The sequence below is a fragment of the Flavobacterium sp. GW821-FHT12A05 genome (genome assembly GCF_058807735.1).
Genome location: NZ_JBXAQY010000003.1, coordinates 97,264 through 120,000, shown reverse-complemented (window position 1 = coordinate 120,000; position 22,737 = coordinate 97,264). Strand labels below are relative to the sequence as shown.

Sequence of the window (22,737 nt, the reverse complement as noted above, 5' to 3'; positions counted from 1 at the left end):
CAGCAACACATTAAAATCTAATAGCGATACTTAAAAAATTGAAACCATGGAAAACAAATTGCAAAATTTTGAAAACACGTTAGAGAAAGATCATTCTAATGGAACAACAGAAACTTTTATTTTAAATGATAAATTGGGGTTTCCGAAAGTAATTAAGAGAAAGGATGAATCTATTGAATTATCAGAATGGATAAGTGAAAATCGCGAACAATACGACGAAGACTTAAGAAAATACGGAGCCATCTTAGCCAGAGGTTTTAATATTGATTCTGTAGAAAAATTCAAAGAAGTAACACAAGGATTTCAAAAAGAATCTCTTGCCTATACGCTGAGATCATCACCTCGTTATGAGATCACCGAAAATGTGTATGTTTCTACAACTTATCCGGAAGACGAAAGCATCAACATGCACAGCGAAAGTTCGTATGCGCCGAGTCATCCTTCAAAAATAATTTTCTGCTGTGTTATTCCTGCAGCCTACAGAGGAGAAACGCCTATTGCAGATAACAGATTGATTCTTAAAAACATCAGACAGGACATTTTAGAAAAGTTCAAGACTACAGGAGTTATTTACAAAAGAAATCTAACAGGTCTTTTAGGAATGTCATGGGAAGAGGTTTTCCAGACTTCTGATAAAAAAGAAGTAGAAGAAGATTGTATCAAAAACGGAATGGATTTTAAATGGATCAGCGATACGCATTTAGAATTAAGCTGGAAGAAAAAAGCAATCTGGGAGCATCCTGTAACAGGCGAATTGGTATGGTTTAACCACGCGATGTTTTTCAACAAATATTCTTTCAGCGAAGACCTGCTTGATTTTATAAGCTCTGATGATGAACTTCCAAACAACACCTATTATGGAGACGGAAGCGAAATTTCTAAAGAAGAAATTGAAAACATAAAAGAAGCGTATCAAAAGGCAATCGTAGAATTCCCTTGGGAAAAAGGCGATGTTCTTTTTCTGGACAATATGTTAATGTCACACGGACGTAATCCATACAAAGGAGACAGAAAAATAATCGTATCGATATCTTAACAAAAGACCTCACCATAATTACTGCTTAGACAGCAGCAACATATCTCAATAAATAATAATCAAGCATCTAAATTATGAGTTCAAATATTATAGAAAGCGCTCTTTCAATACCTATTTCTTATAATCAAAAGAAAATACTAAAGGCAGCTAACGTTCACTTATATAATTTCTACAGCCAATTAACAATTGATTTTGATAAAGATTTATCATCTGAGGAATTGCTTTTGGCAATTAAGGCAGTAATAAAAAAGCATGAAGTACTGTCTTTAAGATTAAACAAAGAAGGAAATGAAGAGCACTCTCTCCAGATTTCGATAAACGCTGCTACTTTAGTATTGGAGGAATCTGACTGGAATGAGAATGCTGAAAATCCAGTGAACCATAACTATGATGCTTCTATTGATGCGCCTATCCGTTTTCATGCTTTGAAAAAATCAGGAAAAATAAAATCGCTGCTTGTTAGATATTATGCGATATGGGGCGACACATATAGTAGTTTGTTGTTTTGTGAAGAACTGGGAAAAGCGCTTGAAAACCTGGAGGTATATGAATCAAACCAGCAGGAAAGAATTGTATATTCTGATTACTGTGAATGGAACAATTCTTTAGTTTCAGAATCTGATGAGGAGGCAGTAAACTTCTGGAATTCGTATCATCCGCAAATCAATAATAAAATAGTTCCTTTTAGCGAACCATCACAAAATGGTTTTAAGCCGGAACGCAAAAGCATTGCGGCTATTACAAATGATAATTATAAAACAGCTAAAGCTTTATGCGAAAAAAAGGGAATTTCTTTATCGGATATGCTGCTGCTTAATTTTGTAACCTATCTGCAGTTATTTACAGAAAATGAAATCACTATTGGCTATTATCCGCTAAAAAGAAATTATGCTGATTTAGATTATACGCTGGGTGCAATCAACAAATTGATTCCATTAAACAGCAGACAATTTTTGGGTGAATCAGTCGAGGAAAAAGTGAATTACTTAAAAAGTGAACTGGAAAGAGTAAATCTTTGGTCGGATTACTTCTTGTTGAATACAGAACAAAATGATAAACAATCGGAGCAGGTTTTTCATGCCTGCTTCGAATTTATCGACATTCAGGAAGTTTTTTACGGAAAAGATCTTAAAATTTCCAACGCTTATTCAATACAGGACCACTTCGAAATCAAACTAAGCTGTGTTGATTACGGAGACAGACTTTCGGTTGAATTGTATTATGATGCTGCAAAATTTTCACCGGAAACCATACGCATTATTTCTTCACAGTTGAATGCTTTCTTTGGAGAAACAACTGTTATCGATGAAAATAAATCCATACCGAGTTACGAGGAGATTGCCTTTATCAACAAATTAAATGAGACAAATCAAACGTTTTTAAAGTCAGAAAGTCTTATAAAATTATTTGAAAATCAGGCTTTGCAATCACCTGAAAATATTGCCCTGATAGAAGGAGAATCTATAATAAATTATAAAGAACTTGATACTAAAGCAACTCAGTTTGCTCATTATCTTATAGATACGCATGGTGTTACGAAAGGGGACGCGATATGCATATTAACGGAACCTTCTGAAAATTTTATAGTAACTGTACTCGGGATTCTTAAAGCAGGAGCTTTTTATGTTCCAATTGATCATAATTACCCTGAAGAAAGAATGCAGTTTATATTAAAAGACAGTAAAACAAAACTTTTAATAACAGATAAAGAATATAACAGCTCTGATTTTCAGGATGTAGCTGTATGTAATCCTTCATCAGAAGAAATTTATACCGGAAATGCAAGTCCAATAACTTTGGAATCAAATCCGGATGATATTGTGTATTGTATCTATACATCAGGTTCTACAGGAAATCCAAAAGGATGTTTTATTACGCAAAAAAATATACTCAATTATATTTCATGGGCAAACGAATATTATTTTGAGGATGAGAATGTTGGAAATTGGGCATTAATCACTTCTGTATCTTTCGACTTGACTGTTACTTCTATTTTCACCAGCCTTACCAGAGGAAAGAAAATATGGATTGGAAGCGCCAAAAAAGACATCGCAGCCTTATTAAAAGAAAGTTTCCATAATCCTGAAATCGACACTTTAAAAATTACGCCATCGCATGTTTCTCTTTTAAAAGAGCTTGATATAAAAGCAACTGCCATTAAAATAGTAATCTGCGGCGGGGAGCATCTTACCAAAAATCAGATTAAAATTCTGAAAGACATCAATAGTGAGATTAAAATTTACAACGAATACGGACCAACAGAAGCTACTGTAGGATGTGTAGTTAAAGAAGTTACGGCAGAAGAAACCAGCGTACTTATTGGTAAGCCTATTGCAAATACACAAATATTGATTGTTGACAATGAGGATAATTATTGTTCTATTGGTGTGCTGGGAGAAATGATAATTCTGGGCGACAGTATATCTATTGGGTATAATAACAGACCGGAATTGAATGCCGAAAAATTCATAGATAATTATTTAAATACCGGAAAACGTGCTTATAAAACCGGGGATTTAGGAAGATGGCTTCCTAACGGGAATCTGGAATATTCTGGAAGAAAAGACAATCAGGTAAAAATAAGAGGTTACAGGATTGAATTGGATGAAATAGAAAGAAAGATCCTGACTCACGACCATGTACAACAAGCAGCAGTTTTGGTTGCGGATAAAGATGAAAATGACAAGCAGATATTGGCTTTTGTGGTCAGCGAAGAAGCATTAGACGCTTTAGACCTGAGAAATTATTTATCTGATCAGTTACCAGAATATATGGTTCCGAATCATTTTTTTCAACTAAAAGAAATTCCATTAACCAATAATGGTAAAGTGGATAAAAAACAATTAATCCAGCTTAATCTGGAAGAAGCAAATTATGGATCAGAATTCCTTGCTCCAAGAAATGAGGTAGAATTGAATTTAGCCGCGATTTGGTCCGAAATATTAAAAAAGGATGAAATTGGAGTTTATGATGATTTCTTTATTCTGGGCGGACAAAGTTTAAAAGCCATTCGATTAATAAATGAGTATCACAAAAAGTTTGGGGTAAAACTTTCCCTAAAAGAGCTTTTTAATAATACGACTTTAGAATCTCATGCAAAACTTATAGAAAATGCTGCAAAGTCAGCTTATCAACCTATAGAAAAAGCAGTGGGTCAGGAGCATTTAGCCTCAGACGGACAGAGAAGAATTTGGATGCTGAGCCAGTTTGAAGAAAGTTCGATTGCCTACAATATGCCGGAATATTTAACCTTATACGGCGTTTACAACGCAGCATTTTTAGAAAAGGCAATACAAAATTGTATAAAAAGACATGAAATCTTAAGAACTGTTTATCATTTAAATGAAAATGGGTTTTTATACCAGCAAGTACTGCCTGTCGATCAAATACAATTTCATTTAGAATATCATGATTTTACATCAGATTCAGAACAACAACTAAGCGTTGCGAAATACATTGAAGAGGATACCAGAAAACCATTCGATTTAACCAATGGACCTTTACTAAGAGGAGCTTTGTTTTGTCTGGCAGAAGACAAATATGTGTTTTATTATAACCTGCATCATATTGTTGGAGATGCCTGGTCTATGAAAATTTTGGAAAAAGAAGTTTTTGAAGCGTATGAAGCGTATCAAAAAGGAGAAGAACCAAAATTACCGGAATTGAAAATCCAGTATAAAGATTATTCTGAATGGAAAACCAAACAGCTTACAACAGATTCGCTGATAGGCCAAAAGAATTTCTGGCTGGATAGTTTATCGGGAGAGCTTCCTAAAATTGATTTGACAAATATCTCTAACCGTCCTAAACGTAAAACGTATAACGGACAGACTTTATCGATGTATCTGGCAAAGGATTTATCTGCTGATTTGAAGAAATTCTGCGATGAAAAAGGAGGAAGTTTATTTATGGGATTATTATCTATATGGAATGTCCTTCTTTCCAAATATACTTCGGGAGATGATATTATTATTGGAAGTCCGGTATCCTGCAGAGATCATAAAGATTTAGAAAACCAGATAGGGTTTTATCTGAATACATTGGTTTTAAGAAATAAAATACAGGCTGAAGATTCATTTGAAATGTTTTTTGACAAGGTAAAAGCGACGACTTTGGAGGTATTTAAAAATCAGGCCTATCCTTATGATCTTTTAGTGGAAGATTTAAACCTAAAACAGGATATAAGCCGAAATGCTGTTTTTGATGTCATGTTTACATTACAGGATTTAAAAGCCAATAATTTCCAGATTGTAGAAACAGATGAGATTGCAAATAATGGATACAGCTATACCAAATTTGACCTTGACATATCTGTTTTTGATCTTGGTGATACACTTTCGGTAAGCATAAATTATAATACCGATGTTTACGATCAGTCTTTAATAGAAAATCTAATACGAAATTTCAATTATCTGGCAGCCAATTTATTGAAATCTCCTGAGCTGGATATTAAAGAAGTGCCATACATTTCATCTAATGAGCAGCATATATTATTAAAAGAATTCAACAATACTTCATGGGATTATAATAAAGAGGCGTCTCTTTTGGATTTGTTCAGAAATCAGGTTTTCTCACAGTCAGATGCAAAAGCCATTGTGTTTGATGGAAAAAGCATAACCTATAAAGAACTGGATAAACTATCAGACCAGTTATCGGAGTATTTGACTGTCAATTATAACAACAGCGAAGGAGATGTAATTGCCATAGAATTAGAAAGAACAGAGTGGCTGATAATTGCCATGATTGCCGTTTTGAAAATGGGATGTGCTTATGTTCCGGTATCTCCTTCTTTCCCGGAAGGAAGAAAAATATATATAAAAGAAGACAGCGGTTGTACAATCTGTATAGATCAAAATGTAATCGAAGAATTCAATAACGCTGGTCCGGAGCAATTTCAAGGAAAGAAACGCCCAAAAACAACACCGGAAAGTTTATTGTATACGATATATACATCAGGAACTACAGGCAATCCTAAAGGAGTTATGGTTTCGAATAGAAATCTGGTTTCTTTTATTGAAAATTTCAACGAAAGATTTAATTTTTTCAGATACCAAAGACTTGGATTAACTACAAATTTTACGTTCGATATTTCGATACTTGAAATTTTAGGAGGTTTGTGTACAGGTAAAGAACTGCATTTGTTTTCAGAAAACAGATTAATAGACCTGGATAGTTTCATACAATATCTTACAGAAGAAAAACTGGAGATATTGCAGCTTACTCCATCAAGATTGTCGCAATTATTTGCAGCCAATATTACTTTTCCGGCAAGTATGAAGGTATTGTTAGTAGGAGGTGAGGCCATGCACCAATCGATGTATGAAACCTTAAAAAAGGAACATTTTGACACATTTAATGTTTATGGGCCTACAGAAACCACAATCTGGAGTACGAGCTTGGAAATAAAGAAAAGTACACACCTTAGTATTGGAAAACCATTATTAAACGAAAGCATTTATATATTGAATTCAAATAATAAACTGCTTCCTGTTGGAGTGGTAGGTGAATTATGTATTGGAGGCGATGGTGTAGCAATTGGCTATAAAAATCAGGCTTTGCTTACTCAGGAAAAGTTTATTACAAATCCATATAACGACGGTAAATTATACAAGACAGGCGATATGGCAAGATGGCTTGCTGACGGAACAATTGAATTTATTGGCAGAAAAGACAATCAAGTCAAAATAAGGGGACATAGAATTGAGCTTGGAGAAATTGAAAATGCCATATTGAGTTATGAAGATGTCAAGGAAGCTGTAGTATTAGTAAAAGAAAATGAAACTACAGAAAAAGAAATTGTTGTCTTTATGATTTCTGACAAAGAGCTGAAATCAAATGATATTAAGTCTTTTCTGGTTACGGTACTTCCAAACTATATGATCCCTTCTATATATGTGCAGCTGGAAAAATTCCCTTTATCATCCAGCGGAAAAGTAGAAAGAAAATTATTGTTGTCTATGCAGGAAAACCAAATCTCTAGTGGTGTTGACTACTTAGCGCCGAGAGATTCCCAAGAGCAGAAATTGATAGAAATCCTTTCTCAAAATCTGGATAAGGATCAGGATAAAATTAGTATCCACGATAATTTCTTCGATTTGGGCGCTAATTCATTAAAAATAATCAAGCTGCTTCATATCATCAATAAGGAAATGAATGTTGACCTGAAAGTGGTAACATTATTTGAATATCCTAATGTTTACGAATTGGCTAAGTATCTTAAAACCAGTAAAGAAGAAGACAGCAGCCTTGTAGAGAATTCAAATATCTCGAATGAAATAGATGAAATCTTAGATCTTTTATAAAACCAAACAAACCATCAAATTATTAACCGGGCAGTGTTGTGCTGCCCTACAGGAATCGTTATCAATGAAACAAGAAATAAGAAAAAAAGATATTGCTATTATAGGAATGTCGGGCAAATTCCCTAAATCCAAAGACTTAAAAGAGTTTTGGAGCAATTTGACAGGAGGAGAAGAATTAATAACTTTTTATAATGATACAGAATTAAGGGAAGCCGGAGTAAGTGAAGATTATATCCAAAATCCTAATTATGTAAAGGCAGACTCAGCGCTTGAGAATGTAGAAAGTTTTGATTATAATTTCTTTGGATATACAAAAGCCGAAGCTGCGGCAATGGATCCTCAAATTCGTGCCTTACACGAGCAAGTATGGCTGGCTTTAGAAGATGCCGGTTGTAATCCATATCAATACAAAGAGAAAATAGGAGTATTCCTTACGGCATCTGATAATATCAATTGGAGAGCGTATTCTTTATTGTCAAAAAATGAAATGGTCAATCCTTTTTTCCTAAATCAAATTTCCGATAAAAATTTTGCCAGTACTCTAATTTCGTACAACTTAAATTTAAGGGGGCCAAGCTATTTTACGGATACTGCTTGTTCGAGTTCTTTAGTTTGTACACATGTGGCAGCAAGAAGTTTATTGCTTAGAGAATGTTCTATAGCCATTGCGGGAGGAGCCAGAATTGAATCGACAGATACAAAAGGCTATATGCACCAGGAAGGAATGATAAATTCTAAAGACGGTCATTGCAGGGCTTTTGATAAAGATTCTTCTGGAACTATAACAGGAGAAGGCGTTGGAATTGTCATTCTTAAAAGAATGGAAGATGCTGTAAGAGATAAAGACCATATTTATGCCGTAATACGTTCGACTGCTGTTAATAATGACGGAGACAGAAAAGTAGGTTATACAGCTCCAAGTATAGCCGGACAGGCAGAGTGTATAAGACTGGCACATCAAGTAGCAAATATTGAACCCGAAGCAGTAACTTATATAGAAACACATGGAACCGGAACAAAACTGGGTGATCCTATAGAGATTGAAGCATTAAATAAAGCGTTCAATTATAATACAAATCATAAATGTGCTATAGGAAGTGTCAAAGCCAGTATGGGACATCTTGATACAACAGCGGGAATATCTGGATTAATAAAAACAGCATTAATCTTAAAGAATAAAAAAATACCGGCTTCTCTGCATTTTAAAGAAGCAAATCCTGAAATAAATTTTAAATCAGGACCATTTTACGTAAACCAAAAACTGTCGGATTGGACAATTGACAATCAAAATAACCGTATGGCAGGTGTCAGCAGTTTTGGTATAGGCGGTACAAATGCGCATGCTGTTTTAGAAGAATTTGTATCTGATGTACAAACCGAAGAAGATCAAAATTTCCATCTAATACGTTTTTCTGCAAAGTCGGTGAAATCTTTGGAGCAATATCAAATAGAATTAAAAAACAGATTAGAAGAAAAAGACGATTTAAAAATAAGCGACCTGGCGTATACGCTGCAGACAGGAAGAAAGCAGTTTGGTTACAATAGATTTCTGGTTGCGAAAACCAAAGAAGAAATCTTAACAGCATTAACTGAAAATGTACACGATTCTCTTTTTACAGGAAAACTGAAGCCGAATAAAAAAACTGTTTTCATGTGTTCAGGATCCGGAGTGCAGTATATAGATATGTGTAAAGGCCTGTACAACAGGATTCCTTATTTTAAGCAGTTGATAGACGCAGGGTTTCAGCAATTAAAAGAAATAACGGGTATTGATTTTTCAAAAATCGTTTATCCGGATACCATTACAGAAGATTTTCTGCAAACTATCAATCAAAATGAATACACCCAGCCTTTGGTTTTTATTTTTGAATATGCAGTTGCAAAATTATTGATCAAATGGGGCGTATCTCCAGATTATATGATAGGCCACAGTACTGGAGAATATGTTGCGGCTTGTCTTTCGGGTGTTTTCTCGTATGAGCAAGGATTGCCGCTTGTAGTGAAGCGCGCAAAAATCATGAGCTTATCTCCAGAAGGAACTATGTTGAGCATCGAACTCAGCGAATTGGAACTTCAGCAATATTTAACCGAGGAAATAGCAATAGCTGCTATTAATTCGCCAAACTCATGTGTGGTATCAGGAACGGTAAAAGCCATAAACGAATTACAGGCAGATTTGGTAGAAAAAGGTATTCCAAATTCAAGATTAAGAATTTCTCTGGGAGCTCATTCTTTTTTAATGGACACTGTATTGGATGATTATGCAGAAGCACTAAAAACAGTAGATTTTTCGGAACCTAAAATCCCTTTCATTTCAAACTTAACGGGCAGATTTATAACAACAGAAGAAGCTTGTTCTGTAAAGTATTGGATAGATCATTTAAGACATACCGTACGCTTTTCAGACGGGATAGCTCATTTATTAAAAGAACCAGATACTGTTTTTATTGAAGTTGGGCCCTCAAATGCTTTAACAACAATGTTCCAGCAGCATCAAAAACTTAATACGCATAGCAATATAGCTGTAAATGTAATCAGGCATCCTAAAAATGAAATTGACGATCAAAAATTCCTGTTGTCAAAATTAGGAGAATTATGGCTTAACGGAATAGATATCAATTGGGATGAATATTATGAAAACAATAAGGTGAATAAAGCCTCTCTTCCGGGATATGTATTTGAGAAAACCAAACTGCCCGCAAGAGTAAATCTGTTCGAAAAACTGCAGCAGCAAAACGATCCGCTTGCCTTCACTTTTGAAAATGATTTTTTTGAGAATGATGAAAAAGACGAAGAAGAAATTGCAGATAAAAAAGGAGCAATGAGCCTGAATTATGTCGCTCCATCTAACGAGATCGAATATGAGCTTGTAAAAATCTGGGAAGACTTTTTTGGAATACAAAAAATAGGAATTACAGATGACTTTTTTAGTATTGGAGGAAATTCGTTAAAAGCGCTTACTATGGTTAAGCTGGTCGCAAAAGCTTTTGATATTGAAATTACAATAAAAGACTTTTATACCAAGACTACGATAAAAGAGCTGGCACATGAAATCTCTTTGGTTTTGAAAATCATGAAAATGACTAAAGAAAAGGATAAGGAAGTTAATAAAGAAAATATCATTAAAATATAAAAAAATATGATTGAGCTTTTAAATGAACTTGAAGAGAAAAATGTCTCACTCTTTTTAGAGCAGGAAGAACTAAAACTAAGCTATCAGGGTGATACTCCTGATGCTGGTTTATTGGATAAGATTCGCAGTAATAAAATTGAAATAATTTCATTTTTAAAGAAATACTCAAATACTCAATCTTATAAGGAAATTCCGTTGACGGATCAGAGAGCATGTTATCCTCTATCCTCAAGCCAGTATCGTATTTGGCTATCCTGCAGTTCAGATGAAATCTCAGTTACTTATAATGTTCCTAATTATTTTACGCTAAAAGGAGACTATGATGTTGCAGCTTTAATAAAAGCGATTGATGCTGCTGTCGACAGACATGAAACATTGCGCACTATTTTTAAGGAAGATCAGCAGGGAAACATAAAACAATGGATTTTATCAAGAGAGAAAGCAGGATTCAAAGTAAATTATTACGATTTTAAAAACAATCCAGATAAAGAAAAAATACTGCAAAACGTTATTAAAGAAGATGTTGTAACTCCTTTTTTACTCGATCAGGAATGTTTATTGAGAGCCAGTATTTTTCAAACAGAGGAGGATTGTTTTGTTCTGTATTTCAATATTCATCATATCATCAGTGATACTTGGTCTCTGGAAGTTTTGGTCAACGATATTTTAGCATTTTATAAAGCTCATAAAGAAAATACCGAATCTAATTTGCCTCCGCTCCGTATTCAGTATAAAGATTATACGGTATGGAAGGAAAAACAGGAGGAAGAACAAAATGAGACTCAGGAAAAATATTGGATCAATAAGCTTTCCGGAGAGTTACCGGTACTGGATCTGCCTTCGTATACCTCGCGTCCGCCTGTTAAAACCTATAACGGAATTAGTCTGGAAACTTATTTATCTGAAGAGGTAACCAAAAGATTTAAGTTGTATTGTGAAGAAAACGGACTTAGTTTATTCATGGGATTACTTAGCTTATGGAATGTTTTGTTTTACAAATACACAGGTTCTAAAGACATTATCATAGGAACGGCGGTTGCCGGAAGGGATCATTTAGATTTAAAGTATTTAGTAGGATGTTTTATCAATACCATAGTCTTAAGGAATGTTATAGATCCTGAGGATGATTTTATTTCCTTCTGCCAAAAAATCAAAGAAGAGACATTGACGGCTTACGATCATCAATCTTATCCGTTTGATCAATTGGTAAATAAATTACAGCTAAAGAGAGATCACAGCAGAGGAATTCTATTTGATGTTATGTTCTTGTTTCAAAATGCCATTGATAATAATGCCAATGATTTTCAATTGGAAGAAAATCAAATAGATAGTATTAAATCAAATGGAACAAAAGGAACAGTATCCGATCTTGATTTAACGTTTAGAGAGGAAGGGAAATATTTGAAGTTAGATATCGTATTCAATACTGATATATATAATCAGTCAACGATTGAGGGACTGATGAAGCATTTCAAACAATTGACAAAAAGTTTATTAGATAATCCTAATCAGAGAATAGATAAGGTAAATTATTTATCAAACGAAGAAGAATATGAATTGTTGGTAAAGTTTAATGATACCTATAAAGATTATTCTGAAAATGAAAATATTCTTGATTTGTTTAACCAAGAAGTTTTAAAAAACCCGGAAGAAACAGCATGCATATTTAAGAAAGAACAAATATCTTATACGGACTTAGATACCAAATCAAACAAAGTTGCTAATTTTCTAAGAAGCCAAGGAGTTAAAACCGGACAATTTGTACCTATATGCGTAGAAAGATCATTGGAAATGATAATTGGAATTTTGGGAATATTAAAATCAGGAGCAGCTTATGTGCCAATAGATCCAAGTTTACCAAAAGACAGAATAAAATATATTTTAGATGATACTCAAGCAAAACTGATTCTTTCGCAATCTAATTTAAAAGATAAATTTAGTTATGAAAAAGATTTTTCTATTGCCAATTTAGATGAACATTTCTATTCAGCATTTTCAGAAAAACCTTCAGCTGTTAGTATATCTCTTAATGATATTGTATACGTAATATATACTTCTGGTACTACAGGAAAGCCAAAAGGCGTAATAATAGAACATGGAGGATTTTACAATTTAGTTAAAAATCAAATAGATTTTTTTGAAGTTACACCAAAATTAAAAACGCTTCAATTTGCCTCAATTGGTTTTGATGCTTCTTGTTCAGAAATTTTTACAAGTTTACTAGCTGGTGCTGTACTTATCATCCCGTCTAAAGAGGAGATATTAGATACCAATAAAATGACAGCGTTATTAAAAAAGCACGATGTTAAACTAGCAACGTTACCACCTTCATATCAGGCAATAATTCTGGATGAATTGGTAGAAATGAAAACGGTAGTTTCGGCTGGCGAAAGTTTAAATATAGACGCAGTTAGATTTCTACAAGACAAAGGTGTTAGGGTTGTTAATGCTTACGGCCCTACAGAAAATAGCGTATGTGCTACCATGACCGAACATTCTATTTTGGATGGAGGAATTGTTACAATAGGAAAACCGATAGGGAATACGCAAATTTATATTCTTAGCGAATATTTACAGCTAACCCCAAAAGGAGTTGAAGGAGAGCTTTGTATAGCCGGTAAACAGTTAGCACGAGGCTACGTAAATCGTCCAGACCTTACAGAAGAAAAATTCATTGTCAATCCATTCAAACAAGATGAACGCTTATACAGAACAGGAGATATAGCAAGATGGCTGCCAGATGGCAATATTGAATTTTTAGGAAGAAAAGATGATCAAGTAAAAATAAGAGGCTATAGAATAGAACTGGGAGAAATTGAAAATGCCCTCATTTCTCAAAAGAATATTTCACATGCCGTTAGTTTAATAAAGGAGCAGGAAAATGATAAGTTTATTGTTGCTTATGTTGTTGGTAAAGGTATTGATGTCAATGAATTACGAGATAATTTACGAGCATTTTTGCCGGAATACATGCTTCCAAAACATATCATTATTGTAGATGAAATGCCATTAACTACTAATGGTAAAGTAGATAAAAATGCACTGTCACTGCTGAATGCCACGATTGAAGTAACGGAATATCTGGCTCCAGGAAACGCATTAGAAAAATTATTAGCAGAAACAGCGGCAACGGTTTTAAACATCGAGAAATTGGGACTTTTGGATAACTTTTACAATGTTGGCGGAGATTCTATAAAATCCATTCAGCTTATCTCGAAGTTAAAGCAAAAAGGCTATAAAATCAGTGCCAAGGATATATTGATTTCCAGAAATTTCATGGAGTTGAGTAAAGCCATAACCATAAACGAAGGAACAATAAATCAGGAAAAAGTTATTGGAGAAGTACCTTTAACGCCTATTCAGCATTTCTTCTTTAATGATTCAGGTTTTAAAGTGCACCATCATTTCAACCAGTCAGTGGTTTTAAAAAGCAAAAATGCTATCGACTCACAAATCCTCAACCAATGCCTTGAAAAACTGGTAAACCATCATGATGCCTTAAGAATGGTTTATAAAAATGAGGCAGGTAATTGGAACCAATATAATGAAGACTATTCCGGATCTTTTTCTGTGCACACTTATGATTTGACTCATTTTTCAAATCAATTGGAGAAAATGGAAACCCTTGGGGCAGAGCTTCAGGCAGGATTCATTTTAGAGTCAGGGTCTTTATTTAAAGCGGTACATTTTAAATTATCAGATGGAGACCGTCTGGCTTTAATTGTACATCATTTGGTTGTAGATGGAGTTTCGTGGCGTGTTATATTAGAAGATTTATCGCTTTTATTTCAGCAGAGTCAGGAAAATTTACCATTGACTTTACCATTAAAAACAAATTCGTTCAAGGAATGGTCATTGTCATTAAAAGAATATGCAGAAACAGAAGCGCTATTAGAGGAAGAAAAGTATTGGATAACGGTCTGCGAATCTGAGATTCCAGCATTACCTAAAGATCTGACGTGTAAGGAAAGCGTGTTGGAATATGATGCTTCAGAATCTATTGTTATTCAAAGTAATTTCACTGCATTGCTGCAATCAAAAAAAAGCGGGATTTCAGATAATGCAGAAATAAACGATATCCTTCTTACAGCATTGGGAATGGCAGTTAATGAAACATTCAATAGCTCTAAAATGCTGCTGAAACTCGAAGGACACGGCAGGGAAGATATTTTTGAAGACATTGATATAACAAGAACTATCGGGTGGTTTACCACAGTTTTTCCTTTCCTTTTGGAAATTCCCGAAAACAACAATTATATAGCTAATTTGATGCATGTTAAAAAGAAACTCAATCAAATACCAAACAAAGGAATTGGCTATGGAGTACTCAAGTATTTAAGCGGCAAATCTTTCAGGGAAACTGTTCCTTCAATTGAGTTTAATTATCTCGGAGATTTTGGAAGCGATGTAGGAAACGATAAAGAATCTTTCTTCGAATATTCTTCAGATTCCATAGGAAACAGCACATCTGACCTTAACGGAAATTTACAATTGTTAAGCGTTTTAGGAATGATGTCTTCTAAAGAACTGCATTTTTCTATTCGATATTCTAAAAAAACTTATCTGGAAGAAACAGTAAAAAAATTAGCCCAAAGCTATGAAATTCATCTAAAAAACTTGATTTCTATGCTTTCGGATGAAGAATCTGGTGAAATACCGAATTATATAGATGAATCTGTTTCACTCGCAAAAAAATGGAAAACAGGAGATAAGGTTGAGGTTTCTAAAAATCAAATGGCATTTATAAGATCAAAACAAAATCATGGTATTTTGAATCCAATTCAGATAAATGATTTTTCAAGGGAAACATTCGAAAATCAATTCAGACAATTTTTAAAACAGGCTGATTTTCTTTCTATTGGTTTTGAAAAAGAAGATAATACTGTTTTTCAAACCATGCTCGATACTGATAAAGTCAAATTGGATATACGCTATGAAGATCTTGAACAATTAATGGCAGATTCAGCTGGGGTTGAAAATATTGTTCGTGATTTTTTCCATGAGCCTTACGATATATTCCATAAAGAATCCATAAGACTCTTTGTCATTACATCAAAAAATCAGCCAACTTATTTGCTCACAGCTATTCATCACGGTATTACAGATATGTATACGAATGCGATTATAGAACAAAAACTGCAGGATTATTTTAACGGAGAAAAAGTTATTCTTAATACCTATTCAAATTTTGATTTTTCGGCGTATCAAAGAGATTTTCTACAAACAAAAGCAGCACTCAAAAGCCGTGCATACTGGCAGGACAAACTAAAAAAGGTTTCCTATTCTAAAGTTGTAGAAACAGAATATTCGGATTGTATTGTGCAAAAAGCGGCTTTAAGCGGTAAATCATTGGAGAACCTGAAAAGAAAAGCCAATGAAATGAATCTGCCTTTAAATGCCATGTTCTTGACAAGCTATTATAAGCTTTTACAGCAAATGAATCTTGACCAGGCAGTAATGAATATAATTGCCAGCTGCAGGAATGAAGCATATAACAATCCCGAAATAGATAAGACTTTAGGGATGATAAGCAATTTTCTGCCAATGCCAATTTTACCATTTTCTGCTGATTCTGATGTTAAAAGTGTCTATTTCGATTATTTAGAAATGCTGGGTCATCAGGCTGTGCCAAACGAACAAATCAGGGAAGATCTTTATAATGAAAGAAAAATTGATTTGGAAAAAGCAACAATAGGCATTTTTAATTATCAGGTGCTGGATCATTTTAAAAATGAAGAAAATAATGAGCCGGTTATTTCAACAACATTCAATAAAAATGATTACACAAAAGGGGTTGATTTAACCTGTGTTGTTTACAACGATACAATAGAATTAACATTGGTAAGCAAATTAGAATACTATAACCGATTTCCGTCAGTATCATTGGAGTTTTTACTAAACAAAGATTTTCTGGGACTAAATAAAACAATATTAAATAATTAAATAAACCACACAAATAATGAAATTTTTAAATATCAAATTCTTCTTATTATTTATCATGCCTTATATGGCTTTTTCTCAAATTGAGATTTCCGGGAAAGTGCAGGATAAAAAAGAGGTTCTTCCTTTTGCAAATGTAGTCCTGACAAATCCAGATGGCAGTATTGTAGCAGGAGTCGTTACTGATGAGCAGGGAAACTTTGTGCTTTCGGCTAAAGAAGGCATTTATACTCTTATAGTTAATTATATAGGATACAATGAATGGACAAAACAAATTAATCTTGAAAGTAAACAGGTTTTTAATGATATCGTATTGGAGCAAAAAGCAAACACTTTAAAAGAAGTTGAAGTTGTTTCAAGAAAAAAAGTAATAGAAAGAAAAATTGACAGGATTGTTTTTAATGTAGAAAACAATATATCTGCAAGTGGCGGCGATGCACTCGATGCATTAAAAGTGGCTCCCGGAATCAGGATACAGAATAATGAAATCGTGATGATTGGAAAAAGTGAAATGAAAGTGCTGATTGATGGAAAAATAATGGAATTAACAGGAGAAGAATTGAGTAATTTTTTGGCAACAATTTCTGCTGATGACATTAAAACAATAGAAATTATTACAAACCCTCCTGCAAAATACGTTGCTGCGGGTAATAGTGGTCTTATAAATATCGTGTTTAAAAAAGGACGCAGAAATTCCTGGAGTAATGCTATTAATTATTCTCATGTCCAGGCTGATTATGGGTACTCCTCATTAGGGAATAACTTTACCTATAATAAAAATAAAGTGAAATTTTTATTCAACATAAACGGACGTTATGGGGATTATCAGGAAATAGAGCATCTTGAAGTTTTTTACCCAGACGGATTATGGAAAACAAAACTGAAAAGGGTAGAAGAGCAGAGAAATTTATCCGGAAGAATTGAGTTCGATTATGAGTTAAGCAAAAGAACAACCGTGGGATTCCAATATATGAGAACAGGTCAAAGACCAGATATGCGTGATGGATCTGTGACTAAAATCTATAATAATAACCAGACTGTAGATTCCTTATTGGTAACAAACGGATTAACAGATGTTAAAGTGTACAATAATTCACTTAACCTGCATTTTGCCACTGAAACGGATACTATTGGAAGAAAATTAACAATCGACTTGGATTACTTTGACTTTAATTCCTCTCAGGATAGAGATTTTAAAACAAATAGCTATACCAGTTCATATGATTTTTTAAATCTTATCACTTCCGCTAATAATAAAATAGGTCAGGAAATTTCTAATTATAGTGCCAGAGTTGATATGGAACATCCTATTAATGGCTTCAACCTTTCTTATGGAGGAAGAATAAGTTTTAGTGATAATAATAATAATCCCGAGTACTATAATACAATAACTGGTTCCCCGGTATTAAATGAACAATTAACAGATATATTTGAATATAAGGAGAATACTGGTGCATTATATATTAGTGGTTCTAAGGATATAGGTGCTAAATGGAAAACCCAGCTTGGGTTTAGGTATGAAAATACTAGTACAAAAGGGGTATCTAAATCTTTAAATCAAACAACGAAAAATTCTTACTGGAAAATATTTCCTACATTTTATCTTTCATACGCAATGAATGATAACAATGATTTCTCACTTAATTATGGAAAAAGAATTAACAGACCCAATTATGCATTTCTAAATCCTTTTAGATTTTATGTAAACAGTAACATTTATTCTGTTGGAAATCCTTTTCTGCAGCCTTCTTTTACAGACAATATAGAGTTAAGCCATACTTATAAAAAGAATTTAACCACCAATTTGTTTTTGAGTATTACAACTGACGGTTTTGGTCCTTTGTTTCTGGTTAATGAGCAGACAAATGAACAGATAATTACCAGAGAAAATTTCTTTAACCTTTACAATTATGGTCTTACCGAAACGTATTCGTTTAATGAAATTCCATGGTTAGAAAGTCAAAATACCCTGAGTTTGAGTTATTCAAAATCAGATTTTTACAATAAAAATGTCATTGCACAAGAGCAAAATGGAGCAGCCTTTTATTTTAGTACATTCAATACTTTCCTCCTTAATAAATCCAAAACACTTAAAGGCCAGCTGAATTATTGGTACAGTTCGCCATCTAAAAGTATGCTCTTTAAAAACAGCGAAGCTTTTAGCGTAGACTTGATTATGCGCTATAGTATGATGAAAGATAATCTTCAAATTGCTGCCGGTGTTTATGATATATTCAATACAGGACCTGCAAAACTTACATCATACATTAATAATATAGAACAAACCTATCAAATGTATGACACCAATAGGTATTTCAGAATGTCTTTGTCATATAAGTTTGGAAATAAAAAGATTAAAGGCGGTGCAAGAGATTCAGGAAATGAGGAAGAGAAAAAAAGAGCGGGAATATAACTTAAACATAAAGAACAGATGCAGATTTTTTTATTACACTTTGCGGGAGGTAACAAATACTCTTTTGATTTTTTAAAAAGATACTTGAAATCCAACATTCAATTGTTGCCGCTGGAATTGCCCGGAAGAGGACAAAGATTTGGAGAGCCTTTTGTTTTCGATATTGATGCGGCTGCAGCAGATTATGCAGACCAGATAAAGAGTCTTAGAAATAATGATAAATATCTGATATACGGTCATAGTATGGGAGCCACGATAGGGTTATTTACGGCAAAAATAATGGAGGATTTACTTGATCCTCCAGAATTTCTCATCGTTTCTGGAAATGCCGGACCCGGAGCAAAAGAAATAGATGCTGAGGGTAAAGAAGTTATCCAGCCCAAAAGATATTTAATGAATGATGAAGATTTTAAAAAGGAACTGAGAGAACTGGGAGGCATTCCTGAAGCAATATTGGAATCTGAAGAAATGTATGATTTCTTTTCGCCCATTATAAGAGCAGATTTTGAAGTACTCGAAAAAGAAGATCTCTCACTTAGAGAAATTGAAATTAAAATACCCATTCATGCCATGATGGGAGATTCTGAAAAGAAAGCTGGTCAAATAGAAAACTGGAAAAATTTTACATCTGAAGTGTTTTCACATAGGATTTTTGAAGGCAACCATTTTTTTATCCATTCGTACCCTTCGGAGTTAATGCAGACCATTATTGATTGCACTAAAGCAGATGATTTGATAAAAGCATACTAACCAGTATATTATACTTAAAAACTATTTAAAATGTTAAAATTAAAGGCCAAAAATGTTTTTTATTTATTATTATATGCTCTGCCAAACACGCTTTTAAGTTTTGGTATCATCTACATAATAAATAATGTGTTATCAGGAAAAATGAGTGTAGTCAACAGCTATATTGGCATCGTTTTTTTCTCCATGATTGTATACACTTATTTATTGAATATTGTTTTTCAAAAGAGGTTGAATAAATTTTCTTTTGATTTGCTATATGAGAATGAGAAAAAAGTTTTCTCTCAAATCTTAAAAGCTCCATTAATAAAACTAGAGAAGTTTGGGCCGCAGCGTTTCTTTACTGCTGTTGAGGATTTAAGAACATTTTCTCTTTTACCGTATACCATTACCCATACTGTAAATTCGGTATTAATGCTGATTTTGTGTCTTGCTTACATGTTTACCATATCTTTTGTTTCTGCTTTTATTGTCATTTGTCTGATAATTATTGTGGCTGGATCTTATTTTTTTGTAATGAATTCTATGTCGAAACAAGTAGATAAGCTGAGAACTTACAATGAAGATTATTATAAATATGTAGATGATGTTATGAATGGTTTTAAAGAGTTGAAAATCAATTTTTTCAGAAGAGAAAAATTGATGAATAATTTCTTAAATCCAAACAGGGATCAAGCTAAAGAACTGGATTTTAAAATCAATTATATTTTCCTGTCCATAAATTTAATCAGCCAATACGGATTGTACGTGCTCATTGGGGTAATATTGTTTGTCTTGCCAGCCTTAGGATTATTAAATCATGAAGAAATGATTTCTTATGTTGTAATTCTATTATTTATATCAGGACCAATCAACAACTTGATTAACCTGCAGCAAATGTATACACGATTCGTGGTGGCCAATAAAAGAATTGTCAAATTTTTGGAAGACTTTAAAATTACCACAAATAATACAGCTCCGACTTTTAAAGAAATACCAGATACAGCATTTGATAAATTAGAATTTAGAGATGTGGTTTATAATTACAAAAACGAATCAGAAGATTACTCATTTACTCTAGGCCCAATTAATCTTGAAATAAATCAGGGGGAAACTATTTTTATTGTAGGAGGAAATGGAAGTGGTAAAAGTACTTTCATTAATTTACTTACAAATCTTTACGAGCCTATGAGCGGCGGTATTTTTCTTAATGATGAGAAAATAATAGCTGACGAAAAAAGTAAACTTCAAGATTGTATGTCTGCCGTTTTTACTAATAATCATATTTTTTCCAACAATTATGATGATTATAATATTAAAGGAAACAAGAAATATGACCAATTGGTTAAACTAATGAAATTAGAGAAAACGATTCTTAATGACAATGAAGAATCGGTAAGAAGGAATTTTTCAAAAGGACAAAGTAAAAGAGTATCCTTAATCTTTTCTCTTTTAGAATCTAAATCGATACTGGTTTTAGACGAATGGGCAGCAGATCAGGATCCGCATTTTAGAAAGTTTTTTTATGAAGAACTAATCCCAAAATTTAGAGAAGAAGGAAAAACTATAATAGCTGTAACTCATGATGATGCCTATTTTAATCAGGCAGATAGAATTATAAAATTTGATGCAGGAAAAATTGTTAAGGATATAAAAGTCAAAAAAGAAGAAAAACTGGAAGAAAACTTTTGGGTTTAACTAATTGATATCCATTATACTTTTTAAAATAAGCTATTAATACATTAATAAACCGCATATAAACATAAACCAAATGAATATATTATTTTACTCAATTGAGCCATTTGCCAATAAAAAACCAACAGGATCCAGTAAATATAATCAACAACACTTAGCTAAACTTGCTTCACACGGACATAAATGTACGTTGTATTGTAATCTGGTTGAAGAAAGTACAGATAGAAATAAAGCCATTAATGAATACAAGGAAAAAGGATATTCTGTAGAATCTGAAGACCACCCTTTACTATATATTGATAAAATTATAGGAGAACCTTTTGAAGTAATAACATTTACATATAAATCGAAAAAAGAAATTAGCAAAAAGAACAAATTATTTTTCATAAGACTTAAAAGCATTTTTTTTTACAGAACAGGATCTAATATTTTACGAAACAGAAAAAACTTAATCCACATATTATTTTCTGCTTTAAGCCATGGAAAAGGACTATGGCGTAAGCTGGCAATTTTTAATAAATGGAAATATAACTTTTATACAGAACCATATTTCCAAGCCGTAATTCAATATTATAAATCTATAAACAAGGAAATAAATCCAGATTATATTTTAATGGATGGATGGGTAGAACGAATGGAAATTGCAGCAGATTTCTCCGCAGTAACAGAGCTTAAAAAACCTAAATTAATACCAGTAATCTCTACTAGTATAATGTCATGTTTTGGACCAATGGCAATGTTTTCTTCAAAAGAGACTATTTTTAAAGAAAGCAGAATAAAGAAAATTCATAAAATTATGGATGGTTTTCTCTTACCAAGTAATTATATGAAAGAGTATCTTTTAAAATGGTCTGGTTTAGATTTAAATTGTCAGGTAGTTTATCCTTTAATAGAAAATGATAATAAATATTTGAGCTACAAAATACCAGAGAACAAAAACAAATATGTGACCTTAATTAATGCCTCAAATTTTAAAGGTCTTCCAATTTTTATAAAGCTTGCAAAGCAATTTCCAGATGTTAGTTTTTTAACTGTAACTACCTGGGGTGATTTATACCCAAGTCAGTTAAAAGAAATGGAGAGTTTGCCCAATATAAAAATAATTGAGCCAATGACGCCAGTAGACCCTATTTATGAGATGACTCATATATTATTGACTCCCTCTTTGTGGGATGAAGCTTTTGGGATGGTAATCGTAGAAGCAATGTTAAGAGGAATACCGGTTTTAGGCAGTGATGTTGGCGGACTCTCAGAAGCTAAGCTTGGAGTAGACTTTCTGTTACCGGTAAATCCTTATAAGAGCTTTAACAGTGCAGTTCCTGTACAAGAAGATATTACGCCATGGATTGATGCTCTTGAAAAATTATTGTCTTCAGATGAGCTTTACAAACAGCTGGCTGCTGAATCTCAATCAGCATCACGAGCTTTTGTTGAAAAAAACAAGCAATCTCTATTAATAGATGGTTTTTAGTAAATATAAACACCCGATTTA

At 33.2% G+C, this 22,737-nt stretch carries 8 protein-coding genes; all 8 read left to right on the top strand.

The features are described 5' to 3' along the window. The first annotated feature begins 46 nt into the window (after positions 1-46). The 8 genes from AC1RRQ_RS07380 to AC1RRQ_RS07345 all read left to right on the top strand — a co-directional run bounded on the left by AC1RRQ_RS07380 (position 47) and on the right by AC1RRQ_RS07345 (position 22,716). Positions 47-1,036: a TauD/TfdA family dioxygenase gene (locus AC1RRQ_RS07380; RefSeq protein ID WP_493022367.1), complete on the top strand. Its 990-nt coding sequence runs from the start codon at positions 47-49 to the stop codon at positions 1,034-1,036. Between the two features lie 74 nt (positions 1,037-1,110). Then, a complete protein-coding gene (locus tag AC1RRQ_RS07375; RefSeq protein ID WP_493022366.1) occupies positions 1,111-7,338 on the top strand; it encodes an amino acid adenylation domain-containing protein in 6,228 nt (2,075 codons plus the stop codon). A gap of 64 nt (positions 7,339-7,402) precedes the next feature. Continuing rightward, complete coding sequence (locus tag AC1RRQ_RS07370) at positions 7,403-10,471, top strand: type I polyketide synthase (RefSeq protein ID WP_493022365.1); 3,069 nt, start codon at positions 7,403-7,405, stop codon at positions 10,469-10,471. A gap of 6 nt (positions 10,472-10,477) precedes the next feature. Continuing rightward, positions 10,478-16,414, top strand: a complete 5,937-nt coding sequence (locus AC1RRQ_RS07365) for an amino acid adenylation domain-containing protein (RefSeq protein ID WP_493022364.1) — start codon at positions 10,478-10,480, stop codon at positions 16,412-16,414. A gap of 16 nt (positions 16,415-16,430) precedes the next feature. Beyond that, positions 16,431-18,824 carry a TonB-dependent receptor domain-containing protein gene (locus tag AC1RRQ_RS07360; RefSeq protein WP_493022363.1) on the top strand — a complete coding sequence of 798 codons (2,394 nt, stop codon included), beginning with the start codon at positions 16,431-16,433 and terminating at the stop codon, positions 18,822-18,824. 18 nt (positions 18,825-18,842) lie between these two features. Next, complete coding sequence (locus AC1RRQ_RS07355; protein WP_493022362.1) at positions 18,843-19,574, top strand: thioesterase II family protein; 732 nt, start codon at positions 18,843-18,845, stop codon at positions 19,572-19,574. A gap of 30 nt (positions 19,575-19,604) precedes the next feature. After that, positions 19,605-21,248, top strand: coding sequence for a cyclic peptide export ABC transporter (locus AC1RRQ_RS07350; protein WP_493022361.1), 1,644 nt, complete (start codon positions 19,605-19,607; stop codon positions 21,246-21,248). 73 nt (positions 21,249-21,321) lie between these two features. Further along, positions 21,322-22,716 carry a glycosyltransferase family 4 protein gene (locus AC1RRQ_RS07345; RefSeq protein WP_493022360.1) on the top strand — a complete coding sequence of 465 codons (1,395 nt, stop codon included), beginning with the start codon at positions 21,322-21,324 and terminating at the stop codon, positions 22,714-22,716. Positions 22,717-22,737 lie beyond the last annotated feature (21 nt).

Excerpts from the sequence above, each read along its gene's own strand:
- AC1RRQ_RS07350 (WP_493022361.1), top strand. The coding sequence starts at position 19,605 with ATGTTAAAATTAAAGGCCAAAAATGTTTTTTATTTATTATTATATGCT.
- AC1RRQ_RS07355 (WP_493022362.1), top strand. The coding sequence starts at position 18,843 with ATGCAGATTTTTTTATTACACTTTGCGGGAGGTAACAAATACTCTTTT.
- AC1RRQ_RS07370 (WP_493022365.1), top strand. The coding sequence starts at position 7,403 with ATGAAACAAGAAATAAGAAAAAAAGATATTGCTATTATAGGAATGTCG.
- AC1RRQ_RS07365 (WP_493022364.1), top strand. The coding sequence starts at position 10,478 with ATGATTGAGCTTTTAAATGAACTTGAAGAGAAAAATGTCTCACTCTTT.
- AC1RRQ_RS07345 (WP_493022360.1), top strand. The coding sequence starts at position 21,322 with ATGAATATATTATTTTACTCAATTGAGCCATTTGCCAATAAAAAACCA.
- AC1RRQ_RS07380 (WP_493022367.1), top strand. The coding sequence starts at position 47 with ATGGAAAACAAATTGCAAAATTTTGAAAACACGTTAGAGAAAGATCAT.
- AC1RRQ_RS07375 (WP_493022366.1), top strand. The coding sequence starts at position 1,111 with ATGAGTTCAAATATTATAGAAAGCGCTCTTTCAATACCTATTTCTTAT.
- AC1RRQ_RS07360 (WP_493022363.1), top strand. The coding sequence starts at position 16,431 with ATGAAATTTTTAAATATCAAATTCTTCTTATTATTTATCATGCCTTAT.